Source organism: Hymenobacter telluris, from assembly GCF_017313265.1.
GTDB lineage: Bacteria > Bacteroidota > Bacteroidia > Cytophagales > Hymenobacteraceae > Hymenobacter > Hymenobacter telluris.
Map to the genome: position 1 here is coordinate 312,952 of NZ_JAFLQZ010000002.1, position 26,517 is coordinate 339,468.

19 protein-coding genes and 1 riboswitch are annotated in these 26,517 nt (G+C 59.0%); of the genes, 8 read left to right on the forward strand and 11 right to left on the reverse strand.

Features of this window, described 5'->3' with window-relative positions:
* Positions 1-78 precede the first annotated feature (78 nt).
* Positions 79-1,329, forward strand: a complete 1,251-nt coding sequence (locus J0X19_RS03635) for an alpha/beta hydrolase fold domain-containing protein (RefSeq protein ID WP_206981244.1) — start codon at positions 79-81, stop codon at positions 1,327-1,329.
* 102 nt (positions 1,330-1,431) lie between these two features.
* Here the strand turns inward: J0X19_RS03635 and J0X19_RS03640 are convergent, their stop codons facing one another.
* The 4 genes from J0X19_RS03640 to J0X19_RS03655 all read right to left on the reverse strand — a co-directional run bounded on the left by J0X19_RS03640 (position 1,432) and on the right by J0X19_RS03655 (position 6,522).
* A complete protein-coding gene (locus J0X19_RS03640; RefSeq protein ID WP_206981254.1) occupies positions 1,432-2,670 on the reverse strand; it encodes a homoserine dehydrogenase in 1,239 nt (412 codons plus the stop codon).
* A 78-nt stretch (positions 2,671-2,748) separates the two neighbouring features.
* On the reverse strand, positions 2,749-3,777 hold the full coding sequence (gene metX / locus J0X19_RS03645) for a homoserine O-acetyltransferase MetX (RefSeq protein WP_206981257.1): 1,029 nt from the start codon (positions 3,775-3,777) through the stop codon (positions 2,749-2,751).
* Positions 3,778-4,024: 247 nt separating this feature from the next.
* Positions 4,025-5,413 carry an O-acetylhomoserine aminocarboxypropyltransferase/cysteine synthase family protein gene (locus tag J0X19_RS03650; protein WP_206981259.1) on the reverse strand — a complete coding sequence of 463 codons (1,389 nt, stop codon included), beginning with the start codon at positions 5,411-5,413 and terminating at the stop codon, positions 4,025-4,027.
* A gap of 371 nt (positions 5,414-5,784) precedes the next feature.
* A riboswitch (SAM riboswitch) is annotated at positions 5,785-5,898 on the reverse strand.
* A 336-nt stretch (positions 5,899-6,234) separates the two neighbouring features.
* The gene (locus J0X19_RS03655) at positions 6,235-6,522 is read right to left on the reverse strand and encodes a LysM peptidoglycan-binding domain-containing protein (RefSeq protein WP_206981268.1); all 288 of its coding nucleotides are present in this window, start codon (positions 6,520-6,522) and stop codon (positions 6,235-6,237) included.
* Positions 6,523-6,752: 230 nt separating this feature from the next.
* Here J0X19_RS03655 and J0X19_RS03660 point away from each other — a divergent pair, with 230 nt between their 5' ends.
* Positions 6,753-7,160 carry a hypothetical protein gene (locus J0X19_RS03660; RefSeq protein WP_206981270.1) on the forward strand — a complete coding sequence of 136 codons (408 nt, stop codon included), beginning with the start codon at positions 6,753-6,755 and terminating at the stop codon, positions 7,158-7,160.
* Positions 7,161-7,391: 231 nt separating this feature from the next.
* Here J0X19_RS03660 and J0X19_RS03665 read toward each other — a convergent pair whose 3' ends face one another.
* Positions 7,392-8,480, reverse strand: coding sequence for a lysylphosphatidylglycerol synthase transmembrane domain-containing protein (locus tag J0X19_RS03665; protein ID WP_206981272.1), 1,089 nt, complete (start codon positions 8,478-8,480; stop codon positions 7,392-7,394).
* A gap of 376 nt (positions 8,481-8,856) precedes the next feature.
* Here J0X19_RS03665 and dxs point away from each other — a divergent pair, with 376 nt between their 5' ends.
* Both dxs and J0X19_RS03675 read left to right on the forward strand, forming a co-directional pair.
* Complete coding sequence (dxs, locus tag J0X19_RS03670; RefSeq protein ID WP_206981274.1) at positions 8,857-10,800, forward strand: 1-deoxy-D-xylulose-5-phosphate synthase; 1,944 nt, start codon at positions 8,857-8,859, stop codon at positions 10,798-10,800.
* Positions 10,801-11,029: 229 nt separating this feature from the next.
* The gene (locus tag J0X19_RS03675) at positions 11,030-11,575 is read left to right on the forward strand and encodes a YceI family protein (protein ID WP_206981276.1); all 546 of its coding nucleotides are present in this window, start codon (positions 11,030-11,032) and stop codon (positions 11,573-11,575) included.
* Positions 11,576-11,637: 62 nt separating this feature from the next.
* On the opposite strand, the gene J0X19_RS03680 is transcribed toward J0X19_RS03675, so the two are convergent.
* Positions 11,638-12,639 (reverse strand): SRPBCC family protein, encoded by a 1,002-nt coding sequence (locus tag J0X19_RS03680; protein WP_206981278.1) that lies wholly within the window; start codon positions 12,637-12,639, stop codon positions 11,638-11,640.
* A 101-nt stretch (positions 12,640-12,740) separates the two neighbouring features.
* On the opposite strand from J0X19_RS03680, the gene J0X19_RS03685 reads away from it, so the two are divergent.
* Positions 12,741-13,502 (forward strand): alpha/beta fold hydrolase, encoded by a 762-nt coding sequence (locus J0X19_RS03685; protein WP_206981280.1) that lies wholly within the window; start codon positions 12,741-12,743, stop codon positions 13,500-13,502.
* Between the two features lie 34 nt (positions 13,503-13,536).
* On the opposite strand, the gene J0X19_RS03690 is transcribed toward J0X19_RS03685, so the two are convergent.
* The 3 genes from J0X19_RS03690 to J0X19_RS03700 form a co-directional block, all read right to left on the reverse strand.
* Positions 13,537-14,673: a TonB family protein gene (locus tag J0X19_RS03690; RefSeq protein ID WP_206981282.1), complete on the reverse strand. Its 1,137-nt coding sequence runs from the start codon at positions 14,671-14,673 to the stop codon at positions 13,537-13,539.
* A 123-nt stretch (positions 14,674-14,796) separates the two neighbouring features.
* Positions 14,797-15,963: a TonB family protein gene (locus J0X19_RS03695; RefSeq protein ID WP_206981284.1), complete on the reverse strand. Its 1,167-nt coding sequence runs from the start codon at positions 15,961-15,963 to the stop codon at positions 14,797-14,799.
* A 109-nt stretch (positions 15,964-16,072) separates the two neighbouring features.
* Positions 16,073-17,068, reverse strand: a complete 996-nt coding sequence (locus J0X19_RS03700) for an aspartate-semialdehyde dehydrogenase (protein WP_206981300.1) — start codon at positions 17,066-17,068, stop codon at positions 16,073-16,075.
* Positions 17,069-17,204: 136 nt separating this feature from the next.
* Here J0X19_RS03700 and J0X19_RS03705 point away from each other — a divergent pair, with 136 nt between their 5' ends.
* The 3 genes from J0X19_RS03705 to J0X19_RS03715 all read left to right on the forward strand — a co-directional run bounded on the left by J0X19_RS03705 (position 17,205) and on the right by J0X19_RS03715 (position 22,973).
* Positions 17,205-19,814, forward strand: coding sequence for a lamin tail domain-containing protein (locus J0X19_RS03705; protein ID WP_206981309.1), 2,610 nt, complete (start codon positions 17,205-17,207; stop codon positions 19,812-19,814).
* Positions 19,815-20,033: 219 nt separating this feature from the next.
* Positions 20,034-21,590, forward strand: coding sequence for a DUF1800 domain-containing protein (locus J0X19_RS03710; protein WP_206981311.1), 1,557 nt, complete (start codon positions 20,034-20,036; stop codon positions 21,588-21,590).
* Positions 21,591-21,761: 171 nt separating this feature from the next.
* Positions 21,762-22,973, forward strand: a complete 1,212-nt coding sequence (locus J0X19_RS03715; protein WP_206981313.1) for a DUF1501 domain-containing protein — start codon at positions 21,762-21,764, stop codon at positions 22,971-22,973.
* A gap of 69 nt (positions 22,974-23,042) precedes the next feature.
* Here the strand turns inward: J0X19_RS03715 and J0X19_RS03720 are convergent, their stop codons facing one another.
* Positions 23,043-23,900, reverse strand: coding sequence for a transporter (locus J0X19_RS03720; RefSeq protein WP_206981315.1), 858 nt, complete (start codon positions 23,898-23,900; stop codon positions 23,043-23,045).
* 54 nt (positions 23,901-23,954) lie between these two features.
* Entirely contained in the window at positions 23,955-26,414 is a 2,460-nt protein-coding gene (locus tag J0X19_RS03725; protein WP_317194745.1) for a TonB-dependent receptor, read from the reverse strand.
* Positions 26,415-26,517: the final 103 nt, after the last annotated feature.

The window sequence follows — 26,517 nt, forward strand, 5'->3', positions numbered from 1 at the left end:
TTAAGCTGAAACGGAAACCAAACCGCCGGTTCAGAAATGGCGTTACACCTTCTTTACTTACTCTCAGAAACCTAGCGTATGAAAAAACTCTTCCACCTGATACTGGCCACGGTGATGTTGCTGGCTGCCATGCCAGCGGCTCTTGCCCAAGTGGACACCACCGGGGGGCGGTACTACCGGCCTGTCTTCCCGAACGTTACCATCTCGCTGAACGTGGCGTATGGCTCGGCCGTCACGTTTTCGGGCACCACCCAGCAGTTGCTGATGGACATCTATCAGCCCACCGGCGACACAGTGAGCCGCCGGCCGGTTATCATTTTCGCGCACCAAGGCGGCTTCGTGTCTGGTTCGCGCACGGATGCGTACATGGCCGACGTGTGTAGGCGTTTCGCTCAATTGGGCTACGTTACGGCTAGCATCGAGTACCGGCTAGGCTTCAATCTTACGGGCCTGGCTCAACCCCGCGACACGCCGGAAGTGGCCCGCGCCGCCATCCGGGGCATGCAGGATATGCGGGCTGCCGTGCGCTTTTTCCGGCGCGATGCTGCCACCACCCGCCAGTACAAGGTGAATCCACGCTACATTGTGGTGGGCGGCTCGTCGGCGGGCGGCTTCATGGCGCTGGAAGTCGGCTACCTTGATAAGGCCAGCGAAGTGCCCGCTTACGTAGATATTACGGCGTTGGGCGGCATAGAAGGCAACAGCGGCAACCCCGGTTACAGCAGCGCCGTGCTAGCCGTGCTCAACCTAAGCGGCGCCACTGAAAGTGCCACTATCATCGAGCCGGGCAACGTGCCGCTGTGCAGCGTGCACGGCACCGCCGACAACGTAGTGCCGTATTTGAAAGGCCGCGTGGGCTCATTGCTGCCGCCCAAATACGTGGTGGGCAGCGGCCTACTCAACCCGCGCGCCACGGCCGTAGGCATCCGCAACGAATTGCGCACGTTCCGGAACGCCGGCCACATCCCGTTTGAAGGTGCCAACACCAACGGCCAAGCCTATGCCGATACCACGTTCCGCACCATCCGCGACTTTCTGCGGCCTAGCCTGGGGCAACCCGGCACGGTGCTGAGTGCTACCGCCGCCGCTAGCCGGGCCGCTATGCTGCAAGCCTATCCCGTACCCGCCACCACCGAAATCCAACTAGCGGCACCAACCGGCACGCTATTCAAGCAACACACTGCGGAACTGCTGGATGCCACCGGCCGCATAGTGCGGCGCTTCCAGTGGGAGCAGGCCAACCAAACGCTGCCGCGGGAGAACCTGAAAGCGGGACTGTACTTCCTGCGCAGTCCCAACCAGCCGCCTCTTCGGGTGGTGTTTGAGTAGAAATTGCAGCTTGGGTTAAACCAGAAAAGACGAACGAGTTTGGGGCAGCCCCGAACTCGTTCGTCTTTTCTGGTTTAATAGACCTTCGTCTGCTCCTGACAACTATAAGCTTTCCTCTAGCTCCAGTGCCGAAGTGGTGGCGGTGAGCGGCCGAACCGCACCGGTGCGCACCACAAAGGCCCCGAATTTCTGAATCAACTCCTTTACGCGCAGCAGGTTGGACAGGGCCACATAGCCCACCACGTAGCCATCTTCGTCGGCTTCCTCGGAAATTTCCGTGAAATCCAGCGCGTCAATCAGGCGGTCCTCATCGGTGCGCAGGTATATTTCCAGCTCCAAATCAGTAGCATACGTGGGGGAGGAGGTGGTGAGCTTGGGGTAATGGTAGGAATAGCCCTGCCGGATAGCCGCTAAGTCGGCTAGCACGGCCGAGCCGGTGGGGTGCCCACCCGCGCCCCGGCCCTGCAGGAACTGTTCCCCGGCAAAATCGGCCTCAATCAGCACGCCATTGAACTCGTGGTCAACCGAGTAAAGCGGCGACTCGGGCGCCACGAACAGCGGCGTTACCAGGGCCGTTACGCGGCCATCGGGCAGGCGCTGCAAGCCGGCCACCACCTTTATCTTGCGGCCCAGCGTGGCGGCAAACGCAATGTCCACGGCATTAATCTGCTCGATGCCCAGGTTCAGCACTTCCTCGGGTTGCAGGAAGGTACCGTAGGCGTGGGCCGCCAGAATTACGGCCTTGCTGCGCGGATCGAAGGCGCCCATGTCCAGGGTTGGGTCGGTTTCGGCAAAGCCTTTGGCCTGTGCCTCGGCCAGGGCGGGCGCGTAGTCGGAGCCTTCCTCACCCATGCGCGTCAGCACGTAGTTGGAAGACCCGTTCAGAATGCCTGTTACGCTCCGCAAGGGCTCGGCGCCAAAGTAGGCGTCTAGCGTCCGGATGATGGGAATGCTGCCGCATACGGCCGCTTCGTAGAGCAGGGTGCCACCGGCCTGGCGCTGTAGCTGCACCAGTTCGGGCAAGTGGCGGGCCAGCATGGCTTTGTTGGCCGTAACCACCCGGCGGCCTTGGCGCAGGGCCTCGCTCACCAACCGAAACGCCTCAGCAGCGTCGTCGATTACTTCCACTAACACATCCAGCGAAGGATCGTGCAATAAATCGTCGGCGTGAAAATCGAACTGGCTGAGGGGTAGGCTCCGGGGCTTGGTGGGGTTCTTCACGGCAATGCGCGCCACTTCAAAGCCGGTTTCAGGACGCTGTTGCAGAATATCGTATAGGCCTTGTCCTACGCAGCCAAAACCAATCAGACCAATGCGTAGCGTTTGTTTATCAGTTGCCATAAAAGGAAAGCGCAAAAAGAAAGCAGCGACGGCGCAACAGGTGTAAGGAGGGGCGCCGCGCGGTCAGGGTGAAGAGTATTAGGCGAAAGTGGTGGCGTGAAACCGTTCGAGCAGGTGCGTGATGTGCGCCGTTTCAATCAGGAATCCGTCGTGGCCGAAGCGGGAATCCATTTCGGCGTACACGGCCCCCGGAATGTGGCGGGCCAGCAACTGCTGCTCGGCCGGCGGAAACAGCACATCGGAGGTGATGCCTACTACCAGCGTGCGGGCCTGCACGCGGCGCAATGCCGCTGCTACACCGCCTCGGCCCCGGCCCACATTGTGCGAGTCCATGGCTTTAGAGAGCACCACGTAGGTATAAGCGTTGAAGCGGGCCACCAGCTTGTCGCCTTGGTATTGCTGGTAGGCACTGGCCCGGAAATCGTCGATTTTTTCGTTGGTGGGCTCGGCCTGGGTGTCGGCGTAGGCGCCGTAGCTGCGGTAGCTGAGCAAAGCCACCGCCCGCGCCGCCCGCAACCCCGCCGCCCCACCTTCGGGCGTAGCTTGGTGGTAAGTAGGATCAGCAAAAACAGCCAGGCGCTGCGCCTCATTGAAGGCAATGCCCCACGGCGAGTGCTGCGCATTGGTAGCCAATAACACGAGGTTCTCGAACACAGTCGGCAATTGAATAGCCCATTCCAACGCCTGTTGGCCGCCCAGAGAGCCGCCAATCAGCGTGTGAACCTGCGTGATACCCAGGTGCTGCCGTAGCTCTTCGTGCGCCGCCACCATATCCCGAATAGTAAGCAGCGGAAACTGCTGAAACCGGGGTGCTCCGGTTTCGGGTGCCGGCGACAGGGGGCTAGTGGAGCCGTAGCAGGAGCCCAGCACGTTGGCGCATACCACAAACCAGTCGGCCGGGTCGAAGTAGCACTCCGGGCCAAACAGCCCCGGCCACCAGCTTTCCACGTCGGCATTGGCGGTGAGGGCGTGGCACACCCACACCACGTTGTCGCGGCTGGCATTAAGCGTACCGAAGGTGTGATAAGCCACTTCCACGCCGGTTAGTACCTCGCCGCTTTCCAGCGTCAGGGGTTCAGGAAGGAAGAAGCTTTGTAGGTCAGACATTGGCTGGGTGATAGGTAACCGGTGAAAAGGTGGGCGCAAGCGTATTCTCAGTGCTCAGCACCCTGTTCACCTCAATAAAAAATAGCCAACGGGCTGAGCCGGCGAACCAACTCAGCCCGCGCTATTGTGGGATGGAAGAGGCGGCTCCCTCTCTCACAAAACAACCGCCTCGCCACCCACGCACTGCTTTTTCTACTGGAAGCCAACCCGGCTGCCCTCTCACAACCAGCCGGGTCTGCCCCACTGGTTACACTTCCAGCACAGCAGCGTGTTCCACTTCCTGCTCGGGCAGCGCCTCGCCGCTCGTTTCGTTGGTATCAAGGGTAGCCGCGTTGCGCACGGCATCAAACGCCTGCTGCAAATCAGCCTGAATGTCGTCGAAGTGCTCGATGCCCACCGACAGGCGCAACAGCGTGGGCGTCACGCCGGCCGAGCGCTGCTCCTCTTCGGACAGCTGCTGGTGGGTGGTAGCCGACGGCTGAATGATAAGCGTTTTAGCGTCGCCCACGTTGGCGAGGTGGCTTACCAGCTTCAGGTTATCAATGAACTGAGTGGCGGTGTCCTTGCTGCCTTTGATGGCGAAGGTGAGCACCCCGCCCGAGCCGCGCTTCAGGTATTTCTGCGCCAGCGCGTTGTAGGGGCTGCTTTTCAAACCAGGGTAGTTCACAGCTTCCACTTGGGGGTGCTGCTCCAGCCAGTTGGCAATGCGCAGAGCGTTGTCCACGGTGCGCTCCACGCGCAAGCTCAGCGTTTCGAGGCCTTGCAGCAGCAGAAACGCGTTGAAGGGGCTCTGCGAAGGACCGAAGTCGCGCAGGCCTTCCACCCGCGCCCGGATGATGAAGGCAATGTTGCCGAACGGACCGCCTTTGCCAAATACGTCGTTGAATATCAGGCCGTGGTAGCCTTCGCTCGGCTCGGTGAACTGCGGGAACTTGCCGTTGCCAAAGTCGTACTTGCCGCCGTCTACAATCACGCCGCCCACGCTGGTGCCGTGGCCGCCAATCCACTTCGTAGCCGATTCTACCACAATGTGCGCGCCGTGCTCCAAGGGACGAAACAGGTAACCGCCCGCGCCGAAGGTGTTATCCACTACCAGCGGCAAATCGTGCTTTTCGGCAATGGCCGCAATCTTCTCGAAATCCGGAATGCTGAAGCTGGGGTTGCCAATGGTTTCCAGGTAGATAGCCTTGGTTTTCTCGTCAATCAGCTCCTCAAACTTCTCGGGCTGGTCGCCGTCGGCGAAGCGCACCTCAATGCCCAGGCGCTTGAATGCCACCTTGAACTGGTTATAAGTACCGCCATACAAATGGGAGGTGCTCACAAAGTTGTCGCCGGCTTGCAGAATATTATTGAGGGCAATGAACTGCGCCGCCTGCCCCGACGATACCGCCAGCGCCGCTACGCCGCCTTCGAGGGCCGCAATACGCTGCTCGAAAACGTCGGTGGTAGGGTTCATCAGACGGGTGTAGATGTTGCCGAACTCCTTCAGGGCAAACAGGTTAGCGCCGTGTTCTGCGTTTTTGAAAACGTAGGAAGTGGTCTGGTGAATAGGAACCGCCCGCGAACCGGTAGTAGGGTCGGGCTGCTGGCCGGCGTGGAGTTGCAGGGTTTCGAAGTGATGGGCTGGAGCGGACATAATAGGGGCTGTTTGAAGGAGAGTATTGTTGAAGGAAGAGAGTGTATTGCTCTGAAAATGAGGCCGCAAGACTTGCGGCGTTTTCCCACCAGCACCAGCCGAATACGGCGGCGTAGCTGCAGCTATGCGTGGTGCGGTAGCCAGGCAGGCACCGACACACGAAAACCAAACGAGGAGGGAAGAGTGTGCTGGAACCGCTCAGCGGCTAACAACAGCAACAACAGGCGCCGAAACGGCAGCGCATTCGCATTCGGGCGGCCTCAGTGGCAGCAGGCGAAACACGGAAACCCATCGGCAAGGCGGTGCGCAGCGCGGCGACCGGGGCAGATGGGGTAAAGAAGGCGGAAAGCGAGTTGTTTTTCATGGTACTCAACTTATCTCTCCCGCCGGCAAACACCGGAGCGGGCAGGAATTGGCACCTTTCGCATCAACGAAGGTTGCCAGTGGGTCACGGAGCCTGTTCTCTCGCCACTTCTGTATAAATCTGTGAAAACTGTCCCACCGTAAGCGGGGAGTACCGGACTGGTGATGCAAATGTATAACCGGTTTTGATATTCGCAATACTCTTGAAAAATATTTTTTGTTTCCTTCTGCTTTCGATAGACTGCTCTTGGTAGAAATATAAGGGTATTGAATCAAGTTGATTTACAAGCTACTATGAAAGCAAAATGGTGGTGCCGCGGCTACTGCTAAGTTGCCGGATGGGCGTGAAGGCAGTACATCGGCTGGTATTGCCAAAGCTGCGCAAAAGAGTGAGAGTACGCAAAAAGCCGCTCCTGACAAGAAGCGGCTTTTATGAAATTTCCAGGAATTGGGAATTGCTAGATTTTGGGCAGCGTTAGTACCTGGCCTACTTCAATATGGTCAGGGTTGGAGCCAATAATGTTTTTGTTGGCGTCGTAAATCTGGTGCCATTTGGCGGCGTCGCCGTAGTGGTTTTTGGCAATCTTAGAGAGTGAATCTCCGCTTACTACCGTGTAGCTCTCGCCGGCAGCAGCTTCGGGCTGCGCAGCATTGCCGAAAAAATCGGTGCCACCGGCGGCTGGTTTTGCGGCTGGTTCAACGGGCTTTTTTTCGCCTTCATTGGAGAGAAAATCAAACAGTCCCATGGTCGTGCGTTGGTTTGAGGTGAAAGCTGAACGCAGCACATCTACTTGATGGCCACGGTGTCAGGCCTCATACGCTAAGTAGGGCAAGATGTTTTGTTTGCTAAGGTCAACAATAGACAAGATCGAACATCTTGCCGGAGCCTACCGTAAGAGGCGCAATACCGTCCGGCTACGGAGCTGGCGGCAGCTTCTCTCCACTTCTCACTTAACCTTGACACCTAATGAAAACTATGTCCTCTCCGTTTCGCTATTTGGCCAGCCTGCTCATGCTGCTGGTGTTGTTCACTTCTGCTTGCGGCAGCAAAGAAGGCAAAGTAGAAGGCGTAAATATGCTCTATGGCAAGGAGAGCAAGGTTTGGAAAACCGATAAGGAACTGGACGCCACCGGCGACAAAGTGAAGCAAACCGATGCGCAGGAAGATGAGCGTATCACGTTCTTCGCCAACGGCCAATACAACATGACTTCGCCCCAAGGTGCGGTAAACGGCAAATATACCTTCGACCAGGCCGGCAAAACCATTGCCATGACCCCCGACGGCTCCAGCACCAGTAACTCGTTCAGCGTAGTAACCCTCACCGACGACAAACTCACGCTGAAAAGCGCCGCCGGTGCCGAACTGCGCCTCGAAAAAGAATAACCCTTTCCACATACTACCTGCCAAAAGCGCCACCGGCTAACCGGTGGCGCTTTTTTTTTGACCTGTTCTCAACTACAGTCACTGCGTAAGCCGCACGCGCTACTCGGGCATTGCTAGTCTCAGAAGGCTGTAAGTTAATAGCAACGGCTGCCCGGTTCAGCTTTAGTAGCAGCCCCGGCAGTGCAGCCCGCAGTAAGGTGTTGGTTGCACTACTGGGCGTGCAGGTGCTACCTATGAGTGCATAACCTGCGCGGCCTTGGGCTTACCGAAAATGCGCGCCACCCAGCGGGGCAGGAATACGGCCCCCAGCACCAGATAGAGGTAATACGTCACCAGCCGGTAGAGCAGCACCATGAAGTTGGTCATGGTAGGAGTGCCAATGAACTTGCCGAAAAACGTGGGGAAAGCACCTTCGGCAATACCCGCGCCACCGGGCGTAATGGCAATCAGCAGGATAACTTTATAGGTGAGGTTGCGGCCGAAAATCAGCCAGAATTCCGGCCACGTCACGTCAATAAATGCCGAAATCAGGCAGCCGATAACCAGGTAGCGGGCCGTCCAGACGAAGGCCGTGCTCAGGGCGGCGCGCAGCCAATAGCCCCAGCCGTTGCCGCGCAGTTCGGCCGAAGCCAGCACCATTTCGTTGCCCATCTTATAGGCCTTGCCTCGGAAGCGCCGAATGCCGCGCATCGAAAACAGCCGTACCAGCAGCCGTTTCACCGATTGCGGATTGAAGAAGATGGCGTACATCATCAGCAGCGCATACAAGCTCACGAAGATGTAGCTGGTAATGAAGCCAATGCGCAACGTAGTAACCAGCCCGCCCTGCAATGCCTCGTGCGGGTACAGCGCGTCGCCGCCAATCCAGACCACCAGCGGCACCATCAGCATGTAATACATATTGTCGAGCATGGCCGTGGCCATAATGTAGGCCACCGACTTGCCCAGCGGAATGCCTTCCTTGTGCAGCAGCACCGGCGCCACGGCCGTGCCGCCTACCGCCGAGGGCAGCACGCACGACGAAAACTCCCAAATCATTATCACGTCGAGGGAGGCGCGCCAGGTGAGTACTTTTTGGGTGAGGTAGCGGATGCGGTACACGTAGCCGGCGTCGCGGGCCACCAGTATCACCAGCATGAGCAGCAGCCAGATGGGTTTGGCATTGGCCAGTGGGGCCAGGTCGCCGGGCTTATAGCTGCGCCAGAACATAAACCCGACCACGCTCAAGCCAATCAGTACCGGCAGTACGATGCGCGAAGGGCGGAGCTTGTCCAGCAATTGCTGGTCCTCGGTTTGTTGGTCGGCAGAAAGCTGAGGCATGAGGCAATGCGGGGAGTGCGAGGTCAAAAGTAGGGATTATAGCAGGGCAGCCGGTTAAAGCACAATTAATAAAAGTGGGCTACAACGACCCGCAAACCACTGCCTGCGCCCCTACATACGCGCCAGCCACTCCTGGGGTGCAGAATAGATTTTTATCGTGTTCAAAACCAAAGAGTAGCATTGCTGGCAACTAAATGCACGGGCAAGTGCGGCCTGCTCCTGAGTGGGTATGGGCAGAAAGCGGTTCGCTAGCCAACCGTCCGAACAGAAAACCCGTAACTTTGTCCGGTGCAGGTAGTAAGCAGCGGGAGGTAGCCTAACCTTTCGAGTAGCTCGACTGTTGCACCGCTACTCATTCCTATTTGCTCCTCTATACATGATTGTCGAACCCGGTGACTTGCTGGCGGCCATAAACTCGCCCAACGACCTGAAAAAGCTCAACCAGGATCAGCTGGTGCAACTAAGCCAGGAGCTACGTCAGTTCATTATCGATACGGTTTCGATTTACGGGGGGCACTTCGGGGCTTCGCTGGGCGTGGTAGAACTGACCGTGGCCCTGCATTACGTGTTCAATACACCCTACGACCAGCTGGTGTGGGATGTGGGCCACCAGGCGTACGGCCACAAGATATTGACCGGCCGCCGGGACCGGTTTCCCACCAACCGCCGCTACAACGGCATGTCGGGCTTCCCGAAACGCAAAGAAAGCGAGTACGATGCCTTTGGGGTTGGGCACAGTAGCACCAGCATTGGCGCGGCGCTGGGCATGGCCGTTGCCTCCGACTACAAAGGCGAATTCGACCGGCAGCACATTGCCGTTATCGGCGACGGCGCCATGACGGCCGGTATGGCCTTCGAGGCGCTCAACCACGCCGGGGTCAGCAATTCCAATTTGCTGGTTATCCTCAACGACAACTGCATGAGCATCGACCCCAACGTGGGCGCGCTCAAAGAATACCTGACGGATATCACCACGTCGCGCACCTACAACAAAGTGCGCGAGGAGTTGTGGAACGTGCTGGGCAAACTCAGCAAGTTCGGTCCTAATCCGCAGCAGATAGCCCGCAAGGTGGAGCAGGCCATGAAGGCTACCTTGCTCAAGCAGAGCAACCTGTTCGAGGCGTTGAACTTCCGCTACTTCGGCCCCGTGGATGGCCACGATGTGCAGCATCTGACCACCATCCTCTCCGACCTGAAAAGCATTCCGGGCCCGAAAATCCTGCACTGCGTAACGGTGAAGGGCAAAGGCTACGCGCTGGCCGAGAAAGACCAGACCCTGTGGCACGCCCCCGGCTTGTTCGACAAGGTTACCGGCGAAATCAGCAAGAAAACCTATTCGACGCCACAGCCGCCCAGGTACCAGGATGTGTTTGGGCACACGATGATTGAGCTGGCCGAAGCCAACGACAAAATCATGGGCGTGACGCCGGCCATGCCCTCAGGCTCGTCGCTGAACCTGATGATGGCCGCCATGCCCAAGCGCGCCTTCGATGTGGGCATTGCCGAGCAGCACGCCGTAACGTTTTCGGCGGGGCTGGCTACGCAGGGCCTAATTCCGTTCTGCAATATCTACTCGTCGTTTATGCAGCGCGCCTACGACCAGGTGCTGCACGATGTGGCGCTGCAAAACCTGCACGTGGTATTCTGCCTCGACCGCGCCGGTTTTGCCGGTGCCGACGGCCCCACCCACCACGGCTGCTACGACTTGGCCTACATGCGCAGCATCCCCAACATGGTGGTATCGGCCCCAATGAACGAGGAGGAATTGCGCAACCTGATGTACACGGCCACCCTGCCCGAAAACGCCGGTCCGTTTAGCATCCGCTACCCGCGCGGCGAAGGCGTGATGCCGGAATGGCGCAAGCCCCTACGCAAAATTACGGTGGGCACCGGCCGCGTAGTGCGCGAGGGCGAAGGCGTAGCGGTGCTCAGCATCGGCCACATCGGCAACTACGCCACCAAAGCCACTCAGAAGCTGCAAGCTGAAGGCCTCAACCCCGGCCACTACGATATGCGCTTCTGCAAGCCCCTGGACGAAGAAATGCTGCATAGCATCCTGAGCCGCTACAAAGCCATTGTAACCGTAGAAGACGGCTGCCTGCCCGGCGGTTTTGGCGCGGCGGTACTGGAGTTCATGGCCGACCACGGCTACAGCCTGCCCGTAAAACGCCTCGGCATCCCCGACCGGATAGTGGAGCACGGCACCCAGGACGAACTCTACAAAGAATGCGGCTTCGATGCTGATGGTATTGCCGCCGCCCTGCGTGAGCTAAGTGGCAAAGTAGTAGCCAAAGCTCCTGTGGAAACTGTGCTGCTCTAAGTTGATATTGATTGACGAAAAAGCCCCGTCGGATTCATCCGGTGGGGCTTTTTGCGTTTTAGAAAGTCTGTGGCCAGAGGTAGGCAAGGATATGTGAGAGAGAAAATAAAAAATATTTACCTGTGTATGTACATCAATTAAAACAATGTACATACATTTGTGCATGATTCGGCAGCACGGATAGCTCGCCGCTACTTACAACGTTATCAAACCAGCAACGCCTACCATTATGGCAACTACCACTTGGGTTCTCGACCCCACGCACTCCGAAGTTCAGTTCAAAATCAAGCACCTCGTTATTTCTACGGTTACGGGTTCGTTCAAGAAATTTGAAGGCAAAGCCGTAACAGAAAACGATACGTTCGAAAACGCTCAGGTGACGTTTGCCCTGGATGTAGCCAGCATCGACACCAACCAGGAGCAGCGCGACGAGCACCTGCGTAACAACGACTTCTTCGACGCCGCTACGCACCCGCAAATCACCTTCACTTCCACTTCGCTCACCAAGAACGGCGACGAGTATAAGCTGACCGGCAACATGACCGTGAAGGACGTAACCAAGCCCGTAACCCTGGACGTGGAATTTGGCGGCACGGCTACCGACTTCTATGGCAACGAAAAGGCGGGCTTTGAAGTAACCGGCAAAATCAACCGCAAGGAGTTTGGCCTGACCTTCCACGCCGTAACCGAAGCCGGCTCTATCGTGCTCGGCGACGACGTGAAGCTGTTCGCCAACGTGCAGTTCATCAAGCAGAAAGAAGAAGTACTAGCATAGTTTCGCCACTCAACCACACTTTATTGCACAAAGAGTCGGCTACCTCAGGTAGCCGGCTCTTTTTAGTTACGGCTGGTGGCAACCGCTTTGCTGGCATCGGCTTCACAGCGGCGGCGAATCACATCCAGGATGCGCCGCTGGATTTCGCTCATCACGTAGTCGGTCCAGAGGCCGGCGTAGGGGTTGATGCGGGTGCTGAGGCGCTGCTGGCTATAGAGTACGAGGCGAGTGCGGCCGGGGCCGGCGGGTACCAGCTCGTAGGTGCCCCGCAGCACATCGAAAAACCGGCCGCCGACGGTTACGTGCTCGTCGAAGGTGGTAGGCGGGATGGTGGCGGTGTTGGGCACAATGCTGAACGACAGGCGCTGTTGCGGCTCCCACACGTCTACGGTTTCAATGAATTCCACACCTCGCTCGAAGGTAGCATGGCGTACACCGCCTACGCCCTCGTGCGTGAGAGTGGCTTCTACGGGCCGCGGAAAGCCGATTCTGTCTACCAAGCTCGAACCCAAATCCTGCGCCTGAATAGGCGGTACCCGGATGATTTGCTGCCAGACCACGGAGGCGGGCGCCTGAATAAGCACGGTATTCTCAACGCGGCGTAGGGTAGTAGGAGCGGCAAATTGGCCTTCGAGCGGCGCTAACAGGAACGGCAGCAGCGCAAAGACGGCGACGGTATAGGTTTTGTCTTTGTTGGGTTTATCGTCGGTAAAAAGCAGGTAGAGAACAGACCCTATGTAGGAGGTAATGAGGAAGAGCGGGGAGATAATCAGCACGCAAATCATTCCTTCCAGATGAAACACCAGCGCCATAAACAGGAAAAGCACAACCGTCACGAAAGGCCCCCACACCGTCCGCCATGATTTTGACGCAGTAACAGGTGTGAAATGCGTGGTAACGGCTCCTAATGCCATTGGGACAAGCAGCAGAAAGCAGAGCATCAGCAGCCCGCCAGCGTCGTTGAAGCTGCTCGTAGCAAAGACAAATCGGCCGAGTAATGCAGCAAGCAGACCGGCCACCACGGCAATAACATAGTGTAGATTGTGACGCTTGATAAAGGCCATTAGGATACGAGGAACAGAGAGTAAAAGGAACAAGCAAGGTAAATGTGCGTACTTGTTTCGACTCCTTCGTGGTCTTCCTCCACGAATCTTTGCAACTGTTTATGCCTGCCCAGCCAACCATCGTTTTTCTCCACGGCTTTGCCGAAAGCCAAGCTATTTGGACTGATTTTCTGCACAAGTTTCCCGAAGGCTATCAGTTATTGACGCTTGATCTGCTGGGGCACGGTGCCAATACCGAGGCCGTGCCGGACTACAGCATGGAAGCCCAGGCGCAGTATGTAGCCGACCAACTGGCCGAACAGAACGTGGGGAAGGTGCTGCTGGTAGGCCATAGCATGGGTGGTTACGTGGCCCTGGCCTTCGCGGAGCGCCATCATGAGAAGGTGGCTGGCCTGGTGCTATTCCATTCCACGGCGCTGCCCGACACCGAGGAGAAGCAGGCCAACCGCATCAAAAACATGGAGTTCGTGCGCAAAAACGGCGTCGGCAAGTTCATGGACTCGTTTATCCGGCCACTGTTTGCACCCGCCAACCGCGACAAGATGCAGGCGCAACAGGAGTTGCTGGAAAACATCGGCAAAGCCACGCCCGATGCCACCGTGCTGGGTGGCCTGGAAGCCATGCGCAACCGCCCCGACCGGACGCAAGTCCTGCGCGACGCCACGTTTCCGGTGCTTTTCATCGACGGTAAAGACGACGCGGCAGTGGCTGTGGATAGTTTACTGCCGCAACTCGCCCTGCCCGCGGAAAGCCACGCCTTGCTGCTTGGCAATGTGGGGCACCTCGGCTATTTCGAAGCGCCGGAACGTACGCGCCGCGCCGTAGTGGATTTTGCCGCCTCAGTAGCAGCTAATGCGAGCTAAGCACACGGCAATCTGATAAAACCTGAGCAAGAGTTTAGCGGATGCGGAAGCTGAACGGTAGCACGTAGAACACTTTCACGGGTTTGCCTTGGTGCTTGGCCGGTGTGAGGGCCGCAGTTTGGCTACGCGCCGCTTCCAGCACCGCCTGGTTCAGCTCCGCCCCCGCCGACCTAACCACCTGCATCTGCTCCAACGCTCCGGTTTCGTTCACCACAAAGTATAGATAAACTGTACCTTCTACCTGATTGCGCAGAGCTTGCGCCGGGTACTTGATGGTGCGTTGAATACTAGTCTGAATATCCATGCGCGCGGCTTCCGTCCCGAATACGGGCTGCTGGTCGGCGTACGGATAGACCTTGGTGGCAGTGCTCGGGGCTGGTTTCGGACTGAAGATAATGGGAAGCACCAGTTGCTCACTTTCCACAGCGGCTCCGTCTAGGGTGGCGGGCGCCCAAGCGGGCATGGCTTGGATGTAGGCCACGGCGGCTTGTTCCACTTCTAGGTTTTCGGCTTCCGTGGCCGGCCGCGGCGGGGGCGTAGCGGCTGGCTTGCGCATCAGCGGACCAATGGTTTTGGCCCCCGTTACCTTGCCAGCAGCATCTAGTTTAAAGCGAATAAACAGCCGAACATCAGCTTCTGTGGCGCGGGCCGCATCGGGGTAGGGGGCTGCGGCCAGATAAGACAGCAGTGCCTCGGGGCCGCCGGGGTACTTGGGCGCAGTGGCAGCGGGCTGCGCGGGCGCCTGCATTACAAAGCTGATGGGTACTGTTATGGATACAGCCACCGTCTGTCCGTTCTGCTGGCCTGGCTGCCAGGCCGGCATGCTCTGGATGACGCGCACGGCTTCTTTGTCCAGTGCGTCTTGCAGAGGTCTGGCTACTCGCACTTGCTCCACTTGGCCTTGCTTATTAACCACAAACGTGACGAACACCTTGCCCGACGCGCCTGCCTTGAGGGCTTCGTCGGGGTAACGGGTGTTGCGCCGGATGTAGGCCATAATCGAGTCGGTGCGGCTGCCTCTGAACGTGGGCATCTGCTCCACAAACGTGTATACCTGTTCGGCTGGGGCCGTTGGGGCGGGAGCCGAGGGATTTGTGGTTTGGGCCAGCAGGGAAGGGGCCGCCGCCAGCAGCAGGCCAGTGAGCGTGCCGCAGTACCAGCGTTGTTTCATGGGAATTCAGGCAGCTAGAGAAATCAGAAGCAGGAAAGCAGTCAACTATTTTGCCAACGCGGCAGATAAATATAAACGTGCGACTTACATACGAAAACACGTAGCCAATTCGGCCGCAAGCTGCTACAACATCTTGAAAGTAAACGGCATTACGTAAAACACCTTAACTGGCTGGCCCTGATGCTGAGCTGGCAGCAGCGTCCCGAGAGGCTGCCGCGCGGCTTCTAATACGGCCTGGTCCAGTTCCGCTCCCGCCGACTGAATGATTTGTTGCTGTTCTAGTTTTCCTGCCTCATTCACCACAAAATAGAGGTATACCACGCCTTCTTGCCGGTTACGCATGGCCTGTACCGGGTAGCGCACTCCGCTTTGCAGGCGTTTTTCGAGGGTGATTTTGTTTTGCGGCGCGGCAAAAACCGGCATCTGGTCGGCGTAAGCATACACGGGTGGCTCATTGCTTGGCGCAGTAGTACCAAACGCAACAGGTACCGTCCAGGAGTCGCTTTCTATAGCAGCGCCTTTACGGGTGGCAGGAGTCCAAGTCGGCATGGCTTGCACCCACCGGAGGGCCGCATCGGTCAGCAATTGGTTGGTAGCTGCGGTGGCGGCCTGACGCTTTTTCTTGCCTTGCTGGGTTGCTTGCACTGAGCCCGCCAATTTCACGTTGCCGGGTTTTCCATCGGGCCGGATCTTGAATTTAACGAAAACGCGCCCCTGAGCCTGCACGGCACGGGCGGCCTCCGGGTACGGAGCCGCCGCCAGATAGGCCCGTAACGCCTCAGGCCCGCCCGGAAACTTGGCCGTAGTAGCAGCTTCTAGCTGAGTTCCATTGGCCGCTGCCGCTTGGTTGGCTATCAGTTGGTCGAGGTTGCTGGGGAGCCGGAACGTAATGGGTAATGTAAGGCTGACCGGTACGGCTTTGCCAGCCTGCTTGCCCGGTGTGAAAGCTGGTAGGCTGCTGACGGCCCGCACTGCTTCGGCGGCTAGCAACGGATGCGGATCCTTTACCGCTTTGACGTCTTGCAGGCTGCCGGCAGCACTAACCACAAACGAGACATACACCTTGCCTTCAACCCGTTGCTTTAAAGCCTCGGCCGGGTACCGAACCGTTTTGCTAAGCTCTTGATATAAAGCCGGCTGACCACCCGGAAATGCTGGCATCTGCTCGGCGTAGGAATACACCTCACCAGCAACTCGGGCGGTATCGGTGGCCGCACCTGGCGTCGGCTGTGCCCAACTCAGCGTGGCAGGTAGCAAAAGGGCCGCTACTAATAATACAGCGTGTTTCATAGGATACAGTAAGTAACGATTGGCAGGTAGGGAGCAGGCTGAAAACCAAAAAAGCCCCCGTAGTATACCAAGCAAGGCCAGGACACTACGGGGGCTTTGGGGCGCTTAACTACTTCAGCAAGCCCATTTTCAGCATGGCTTCGGCAATTTGCACGGCATTGGTGGCGGCCCCTTTGCGCAGGTTGTCGGCTACCACCCACATGTTGAGCGTGCGTGGCTGCGACTCGTCGCGGCGCAGGCGGCCGACAAGCACGGCGTCGCGGCCGTGGGCGTCTTTGGGCATGGGGTAGAGGTTGTTGGCCACGTCGTCCACCACGTCCACACCTTCCGTGTTGCGCAGGATGCGGTACACGTCTTCCAGCTCGAAATCCTGGGCAAATTCCACGTTCACCGACTCGGAGTGGCCGCCCATCACGGGGATGCGCACCGTGGTGGCCGTTACCCGGATGGAGTCGTCGGAGAGGATTTTCTTGGTTTCCTTCACCATTTTCATTTCCTCCTTGGTGTAGCCGTTATCCTCGAACACGTCGATGTGGGGCAGCACGTTCAGGTCGATGCGGTGGGGGTAGGCCTGGCTGGTCACTTCCTGGCCGGCGCGCTCCTGCATGAGCTGGTCCACGGCTTTCTTGCCGGTGCCGGTTACGCTCTGGTAGGTGCTCACCACAATGCGCTCCACCTTGTAGGCTTCGTGCAGCTTGTGCAGCGCCAGCACCATCTGAATGGTCGAGCAGTTGGGGTTGGCAATGATTTTATCGTCGGCGGTGAGTTGCTTGGCGTTGATTTCGGGCACCACCAGCTTTTTAGTGGGGTCCATGCGCCAGGCCGAGGAATTGTCGATAACCACCGTGCCGACTTCGGCGAAGCGGGGGGCTTGCTCTTTGGAAACCGAGCCGCCAGCCGAGAAGATGGCCACGGCCGGGCGGGCCGCAATGGCGTCGTCCATGCTCACCACCTTGAATTTTCGACCCTGATATTCGATTTCCTGCCCCACCGATTTTTCGGAGGCAACGGGCAGGAGTTCCGTGACCGGGAAGTTACGCTCGGCCAGCACTTTCAGCATCTCGCCACCGACCAAACCGGTGGCACCTACTACGGCTACTTTCATGGTTACAAGGATTAGACGGCGGTAAAGATAGCGCTAGGAAGAATATTGATTTTCACGCTATATTTCCTGTATCGTCCTGAAACGGCGACTCTCAGATACTCTGCGTGTTATCCTGCCTAGTTAGCTCCTATTTGAAGTGAAAAAATTACTATTACCCTTCGCGCTGGCGGCGTGTGCCCTGCCCGCGCAAGCCCAGCTCCTGGATAATTTTTCCGACGGCGACTTCTCCCAAACCCCTGCCTGGACCGGCGACGCCGCTAGCTTTCAGGTAATCAGCCAGCAGCTGCAAAGCAGCGGTGCCGCCGTTACGGGCACCACCCTCCAACTCGTTACGCCCGTGCAAACGGCCGGCGCGGTCAGCTGGGAGTTCTGGGCGAACCTGCGGCTGGCTACCAGCAGCGGCAACTACGCCGATGTGTGGCTAATGTCGGAGCAGGCCGACTTGAAAGCCACCGGCAACCGCGGCTACTTCGTGCGCCTCGGCGGTACCCCCGATGAAGTGGCCCTGTTTCGCAAAGACGCCACGGGCAGCCCGGTGTACGTGGTGAATGGCGCGGATGCTGCCCTGAATTCAAGCACGAACAACCTGGTGCGGGTGCGGGTAACTCGCTCGGCGCAGGACGTTTGGACCCTGGAGCGCGACCTGACGGGTGGTTCCACTTACGTGAGTGAAGGCACCGCCACCGATGCCACCTTGCGGCGCGGTGCGTATTTCGGGGTGCAACTCACGTATTCGGCGGCCAATAACCGGGCGTTTTACTTCGATGAATTCCGCGTTACGGATACTGCCGCGCCGCAGCCACTAACTGCTACCATAGCCGCTGCCCGGCAGCTAAACGTGACCTTCAACGAGCCAGTAGCCGCTACGCAATTAGCCAGTAACTACCGTCTGGGTGCTCCCAGCGCGCCCGCCATCCTGAATGCCCAGCGCGACGCAACCGACCCCACTCTAGTACACCTCACTCTAGCCGCCGACCTGCCGACCGGCGCCAGCACGCTGGAAATCCGCAACTCCACCGACCTATATGGCAACACCGCCGCCAGCCCTTTCACGCTGAGCTTGCAAAACAACGGCGTACTTGCGCAGCCCACGCTAAACCAAGTGCTTATCACCGAAATACTGGCCGACGAAACCCCTGCCGTAGGGTTGCCGGCTTCCGAGTACGTGGAAATTCATAACCCGTCGGCTACCGCAACGCTCGATTTGGCAGGTATGCGGCTGCTGAAACCGGGTAGCAGTAATCCGGCGGTGTTTCCGGTGGGGGCGGTGCTGCTGCCGGGCGAATACGCAGTGGTGTGCGGCAGCACCCGGGCGGCGCAGTTCAGTGCATTCGGCAAGGTGTTCGGGCTGAGCAACTTCCCTAGCCTCACCAACGCCGCCGACCAGTTGCTACTGCGCGGGCGCAACGGCCAAATGGTATTCGAGGTGAGCTACTCCGACACTTGGTACAAAGACAGCCGCAAGAAAGAAGGCGGTTGGAGCCTGGAAATGGTGGACACCGCCAACCCCTGCGCCGGCCTCGACAACTGGACCGCCAGCACCGACGCCAGCGGCGGCACCCCCGGCCGCGCTAACTCGGTGCGCACCTCCAACGCCGACCGCACTGCGCCCAAACTGCTACGGGCACTGGCGGTTAACGCTACTACCGTCCGCCTGTTTTTTGGGGAGAAGCTGGACAGCGTGGCTGCCGCTAATCCAGCCTTATACACACTCATGCCTGCCGTAGCCATTACCCGAGCAGCGCCTGTCGGCCCCGATTTTCGAGCCGTAGACCTCACGCTGAGTGCCGCGCTACAAGCCAATCAGCCACTGACTGCCACTGTGCAGCGCGCCACCGACTGCGTGGGCAACGCCACCGGGCAAGCAGCCTCCGTTACGTTTGGGCTGCCGGTTCCGGTAGCAGCCGGCGACGTAGTCATCAACGAAATCCTGTTCAACCCGCGTACCAATGCCGTTGATTTTGTGGAGTTGCTGAACCGCTCCACCAAGTACTTGGATGTGCAAGGTTGGCATTTGGGCAATGAAAAGCCTGATGGCACCCTCGACCAAGAGGTTGTCAGCAATAGCGCCTACGTGTTGGCTCCCGGCCAACTGCTACTGCTCACCACCCGCCCCGATGTCGTGCAAAGCCAGTACCCCACCAGCACCAACCCGGAGGCTTTTCTGTTAATGACCAGCTTCCCGACCTACCCCGACGATGCCGGAAATGTAGTGGTTGCGGATGCGCAGGGGCGGGTGCTGGACCGCTACGCTTATGCCGAAGAGCAGCACTTGAAGCTGCTAGATGATGTGAATGGCGTGTCGTTGGAGCGGCTGCGGGCCGATGCGCCGAGCGTAGCCAGCAACTTCCATTCGGCAGCCAGTGCCGCCGGGTATGCCACGCCGGGCCGGCCTAATTCGCAGCTTCAGCAAGACCCCGGCGGCGGGCAGCAGTTCCGGTTAACGCCCGAAATTTTTACACCTGACGAGGATGGCCAGCAGGATTACACCACCCTGAACTACACACTCGACAGCCCCGGCTACGCGGCCAGCGTGACGGTATATGATGCCCAAGGCCGCTTGGCGCGCCGCCTCGTGCGCAACGAAACGCTGGCTACCAGCGGCTTCTTCCAATGGGACGGCCTAACCGACCGGGGCCAGAAAGCCGCCGTTGGCTATTACATACTGCTGATTGAGCTGTTCAAGCCCAACAGCGGCGAAAAGCGCGAATACAAGAAAACGGTAGTGCTGGGTGCCCGCTTCTAAGGCACGACCTGGAAACAAGGGCTATTTGACACGGTGTAGAGACGCCACACTTGGCGTCTAGCCGTTGCTGCTGCTGGTTACCTCAGTGGTTCTGGTCGTACTGGCGGGAGATGCGAAGTGTCGCGTCTCTACGGCATTTGAAAATAAGTCTGAAACATCCGGTCAATGCAGCTAACCCCGTGGTTTTAAACTTCCTGCTTCGTATTGCGTCCAAGCAGCATGACGACGACGCAACAGCAATTGCAGCATTTGTACTGGCGGGCCGGGTTTGGGCCGCGGCCCGAGGATGTGGCTAGCGGCCTGAGTGCCCGCAAAGCACTACGTCAGCTTTTGCGCGACTCCGAGAAATTCGAGCTGCTCGATAGTCCGGCCATGCAGTACCAGGAGCCATTCACGCCGATTATGGCGGTGGCACCGGCCGCGGGTACGCCGCAAGCGGCCATGGTCACTACCCCCGACCAAACCACTACGGCATCGGCCACGGCAGTGAAGCCGTTGGTGGGCAGGTCGGCGCTGGCACGGGGCCGCAACCAGCCGCCGCTGCTGCGCCGCCAGGACCTGACGGCCCAGCAGCGCAAGATGCAGAACGACAACATCCGGCAGGCATTCTACGCCATGAACACCGGCTGGCTGAACCGGATGGCCACTTCGCCCGCCCAGCTACGCGAGAAGCTGACGTTTTTCTGGCACGGGCACTTTGCCTGCCGGGTCCGGCGGCCCGATGCCGCGCTGCACCTCAACAACACCATCCGTCAACTGGCCCTGGGCAACTTCGGTGACTTGCTGCTGGCCGTGAGCAAGGAGCCGGCCATGCTGCAATTCCTCAACAACCAGCAAAACCGCAAGCAGCGTCCCAACGAGAATTTCGCCCGTGAGGTGATGGAGCTGTTTACGATGGGGCGCGGCAACTACACCGAAAAAGACGTGAAAGAAGCGGCCCGCGCCTTCACCGGCTGGGGCTACAACGTGAAGGGCGAGTTCGTGTTCCGGGAGAACCAGCACGACGCCGACAGCAAGACCTTCCTGGGCCGCACCGGTAATTTTACGGGTGAAGAAGTGCTTAAAATCATTCTGGAGCAGCCGCGCACCGCCGAGTTCATCGTCACGAAGATGTACCGCTTTTTCGTGAACGATACGCCTAACCCGGCCCATATCCGGCCGCTGGCGCAGGCGTTTTTCAAGAGCAACTACAACATCAGCACGCTGGTGGAGCAGCTGTTTTCGGCCGACTGGTTTTACGAGCCTGCCAACGTAGGCACGCGCATTAAGTCGCCAATCGAATTGCTGGCGGGTATCAAGCGCACGATGGGCTTGCAGCTGCCGGATGACAAGCCACTGATTGTGTTTCAGAAGGCGCTGGGCCAAACGCTGTTCGAGCCGCCAAACGTGGCCGGCTGGCCCGGTGGCCGCAACTGGATTGATTCGTCGTCGTTGCTGTACCGCCTGCAACTACCCTCGGTACTACTCAAAAACGCCGAGTTCAACGTGGCGCTGAAGGAAGACGAAAACGACCTCAAGCCCCAGGTTTCCAAAGCCGACCGCACGTTTCGGCAGCAGGTGAAAACCACCGTAAAGCTAACCTCAGTGCAGACGCTGCTAGCTGAAACTGCCCCCGGGCAGCAAGCCGCCAAGCTCAGCGAGTTTGTGCTGCAAGCTTCCATCCGGCCCGAAAACCTGGCCCTCATTCAGCAAACTGCCGACAAAGCACCCGAAGAAGGCCGCCTGCGCACGATGGTCACCAGCCTGCTCAGCCTGCCGGAGTATCAGTTGATGTAGTTGGTCATGGAAGAACGACTGTAGAGACGCGACACTTCGCGTCTCGGCGGCCGCGCCGTTCAGTTCGTTCGACTAAACAACCTCAGCAACGAGGAGACGCGAAGTGTCGCGTCTCTACATCGTCCCTGGTATAAGAAACCGCATCAGTGACACGCAATACTTGATAATCCTATGCCCACTTCCCGCCGCGACTTTCTCAAGACTTCCGTGCTGGCCAGCAGCTTGCTGTTCGTGCCGAAATTTCTGCACGCGCTGGACCGCCAGGGCCTGCAAAGCCTGGCTGATGCCAACGGCCGCCGGCTGGTGGTGGTACAGCTCGGCGGCGGCAACGACGGCCTGAATACCGTGGTGCCGTTCCGCAACGACCTATACTACAAGGCTCGCCCAACGCTGGGGTTGCGGGAGCAAAGCGGGGTGCTGCCGCTGGAAAAAGACCTGGGCTTCAACCCCAACATGACGCGCCTCAAGGAACTGTACGACCAGGGCCACGTGGCGGTGCTGAACTCGGTGGGCTACCCCAACCCCGATAGGTCGCACTTCCGGTCGATGGATATTTGGCAGAGCGGCTCGGCCTCCGATGAGTACCTGAGCACCGGCTGGCTCGGCCGCTACCTCGACTCCAGTTGCCCCACGTGCCAGGTGCCCTACAACGGCTTGGAAGTGGATGATACGCTGAGCTTGGCCATGAAAGGCGACTTGCGCAAAGGCCTGGCCCTCAAAAACCCCGAAAAATTTCACCAGATAACCCGCAACCGATTTATTGCCCAGGTGAGCGGTGAGAAACCCGTGGGTGCGGTGTCGGAGCTGGACTACCTGTACAAGACGCTGGCCGAAACTTCATCCTCGGCCGATTATCTGTACCAAACGTCCAAGGTGTACAAGTCCAGCGTGGCGTACCCGACTACCGAGTTTGGCCGCAACCTGCAAACCACCGCCGAACTGATTAATTCCGGCATCAACACCCGCGTGTTCTACGTCTCGCTCACCGGCTTCGACACCCACGTGCGGCAGCAGGAGCAGCAGGGCAAGCTACTCGGCGACCTGTCGAACGGGCTGGCCTCGTTTGCGGAGGACTTGCAGAAAGCCGGTAATTTCAACGATACGCTGGTGATGGTGTTTTCAGAGTTTGGCCGCCGCGTAACCCAAAACGCCAGCAACGGCACCGACCACGGCACCGCCAACAACGTGCTGCTGCTGGGCGGTGGCCTGCGGCAGCGCGGCATCCTCAACGACGCCCCCGACCTGGCCAACCTGCTCGATGGCGACTTGCGTCACCAACTCGACTTCCGCAGCCTCTACGCCACCGTATTGCACGACTGGCTACAGGCCGACGACAAAGCTATTCTGGGCCGTGAGTTCGAGCGGCTGAAAGGGCTGGTATAGCCGCCCAAGTAGTAGCAGGCCCGCTGGAATAGTATTTCCGGCGGGCCTGCTGCTTGGGTGGCTACACTGCTACCGCTCAATTACCAGGCCCACGTAATATTCGCGGGTGGCAGTGTGGCTTAAGGCAAAGCGGCGGCCGAAGTCCATCTGAAACCGTTCCGTGATATGGAAAATGGGCCCTAGGTTGATGGCAGAAGCCCATTGTTCGTGCTTTACGTCGTAGCGGGTTGAAAACTCGGTGAAGGCTGCCAGCCACTTATTGATGCCGTGGTCGAGGGCGAAAGAGGGTGCTAGCTCGGTGTAATGCTGCTTTTCGTCCCGGTCGTAGCTCAGAAAGGCTGCGGCCTGTGCACTGATGTGCCAGTCGCCTTGCAGGTTGTAGGTGGCGGGCACTAGCACGCCGTACTCGTAGCCGCCCGCACCTTCGCGGCCGCCGGTGGGCAGCCGTACCAGGCCAATAGCCGCTATTACCAGCGCTTCGGTTTCGTCGTCGTCGCCGATGAAATTGTGCTTCACCCGCAGGGCCACGTCGCCGAAGCCTGCGTGGCGCTGCATCGGCTCGCCCGGCTCCCAGGCTTTTTCCACAGTGTACGGGTCAATGAAGGCCTGCACTTCAGTTTTGTCGCTGACGCCTACCCGGATGGCCAGCGCATTCACCCGCAACGTCCGGTCGCGCGAGCCGGGAGCGGGCTTGGTAGAAATGAGCCGTACCAGGTCAGTTTCCAGCTGAATGTGGCCGGGGTCGATGGTGTTGGGGCTTTCCGTTACGCCGGGGCGGTCGGCATTGAGGGGCCGGAGCTGTCGGCCAGAGCCGGGCGAGTCGGCCGAGGGGCTTGGGTTGGCGCGCTTGAGCGTGTCGGCGGGAGCTTGCGCCTGCGCGGCCACTCCGGCCAGCAACAAGCCAAAAAGCAGATACAGATTTTTCATGGAGCAGGGAAAAGGAGGAGAGTGCGCCTTCTACGAGCCACCAGTAAAAACAACTTAAAACGGTACAATTACTTTCAAACTCAGGTTGCGCCCCTGGTTGTAAATACCGCGCCGGCCATTGGGAGAAGCCGCATAATACTCGAAATACTTCAGCCGGTTCAGGTGCGACTGATAGGTGGTGTTCAAGGCGTTATCGAGCTGCACGAAGAGCTGCAACACCTCCCGTTGGTCGGGCCCACCCAGAAAGCCAGTGCCCGCGCCCATGCCTACCAAAGCATAGCCGGCCGTGCGGGTTTCGGTGTCGTCGACGGCGTAAAAACGATTTTGGGGCGCGTTGTAATCCAGCACGGCCCGCACGTAGGTGTTGGTTAGGCGGCCCCAGGCTCGTTGGCTGGTCAGGCGCACTTCCGAGCGGGTACGAAGGGGCGGAATAAAGGGCAGATATTTGGCCGCCGCGCCGTTCGTTTCCAGCAGGCTCACTTCTTTGTTGAGGCCCGTTACGGTGGCTAGGCTGTTGTTGAACGCCAGAGCAGGTAGGGTTTTGGGGTGCAGATTCACGGTTACCTCGGCCCCGTAGAGCCGCGCCCGGCCCTGTTGGTACTGGTAGGTGGCATTGCCGGGCACTACCACTACCGGCTGCCCGTTGGCATCGTTGAGGCGGGCCTGGTAGATGTAGTTGTTGATGGCGTTGTTGAACACGCTCACGCCAACTTCGGCATCGGGCAGGTAGGCACTCAGGCCCACATCCTGCTGCAAGCTGAACTCCGGCTGAAAGCTGCGGTTGCCCAGGTACACGATGTGCGCGCCGGGGTCGAGGCCGTTGGAACCCACTTCCGTGATGTTGGGCGCCCGGTAGCCCCGCGCCACATTGGCCCGCAGCAACATCCGCTCCGACAGATTATACGTGGCCCCCACACTGGCCGATACACCTTGGTAACGGGTGCGAAACGCCGCAAACTGCGGTGCGCCGCCGTTGGCTTCGGTAGCACTCAGCTGCCGGTCGAAACCCGTCGTGGAATCGGCGCCCACGTAGAAATCAGCCCATTGCAAAAGCCGCGTATCGTAGCGGACACCGCCGCTCAGGTCGAGCTTGCCGAAGGTTTTTTTGGCGTACACGTAGCCACCCACGTCGGTGAGGGAATAGTCGGGAATGGGGAAGTCGGTGGCGGCGCGGTTGTGGTTGGTTTGGTGCATGCCGTTCAACCCGAACGTGGTTTCCAGCCCCAGCCAGGTGGGCGCGGCGTAACGCAAATCGTAGGTATAGGTGTTCAGCGCCACGGCCAGGCCGGCCTGCGCGGGCGCAGTAGGGTGGTTGTACTCGCGGCGCACATTCTGCTGCACGCCCAGCAGCGCCTGCACCTCGCCGCTGCCCAGCTTCAAGCGGCTGCGGCTCAGCAAGCGGTAGTGCTGAATGCGCTGGTGCAGCGCATTGATGCGGTAGGTACTCAGGTCGGCGGTGGGTACCAGCGGGCGGTGCTTGATGTCGTCCTGGGGGCCTTCGGCAATTTGCCGCGTGAACTGGCGGCTCAGGGAGTCGCGGCTGCCGTCGGGTATTTCCTGGCGGTTGTCGTAGAGCGTGGCCGTGAGGTGGGTGGCGCCCCCCTGCTTTTCCACGCCCGCCATGGCCGTAAGGTTCAGCTCCTGGAAAGCCGTGCCGTACACGCGGCCTTCCAGGGCGTTTTGGTAGGCCTGCGCCAGCCGGTAGGAGCCCCGCGCCGCGTACTGCCAGCCGCGCTGGTTGTAGTGCAGCCCCACCGAATTGCCAAGCAGGCGGTTGTTGGTTTGGTACTCACTCAGCACGTCGCCCTGAAGCTGGCCGGCCGGACCGTTGGGCAGCCGCGGCAGCATATTAATCACGCCAGCCACGGCATCGGAACCGTAAATCAAGCTGGCCGGCCCCTTCACCACTTCAATTCGCTCGATGTCGTATTGGTCGATTTCGATGCCGTGCTCGTCGCCCCATTGCTGGCCTTCCTGCCGTAGCCCATTATATAAAGTGAGCACCCGGTTGTAGCCCAGGCCCCGAATAAACGGTTTGGAGATGTTAGGGCCGGTGGTAACGGCGCTCAGGCCCGGCACGCCCTTCACGGCGGCATCAATCAGGTTGCCGTTGCTGTTCAAATTCACTTCGCGCTTACTCAGCACCACAATGGGTACGGGGCTTTTGCGAATTTCGGTGGCCCGGCTCACGCCCGTTACCACCACATCGGCCAGGCTGGTAGGCACGGCCGTAAGCTGCGCGTTAAGCTCCAAGGTTTGGCCCGCCGCCAAGGTTATCTGCCGCTTCTGTAGCTGGTAGCCAAGGCTGGTAAACGCAACCGTGTGGCTGCCCGCTGGTACCCCTTGCAGCTCGTAGCGCCCCTGCGCATCGGTGGAGGCACCAAACGTAGTGCCGGGGAGCGTAACGGTGGCCAGCTCCAGTGGCTGGGTGCCGGCTTTCAGCTGCCCCCGAATGGTGCCGGTTGTGGGCTGAGCAGCTGCTATTGCGCTGACACACAGTAAAAGCAGAAACACACTGAGAAAGTAGGAGAGCTTCATATTCTACAGTCGAACAACGGGTGAGTTTAATGCTGCTTAAAAATATTTTTAGACAAGCCTAAAAACGAAGTCAAAAAAA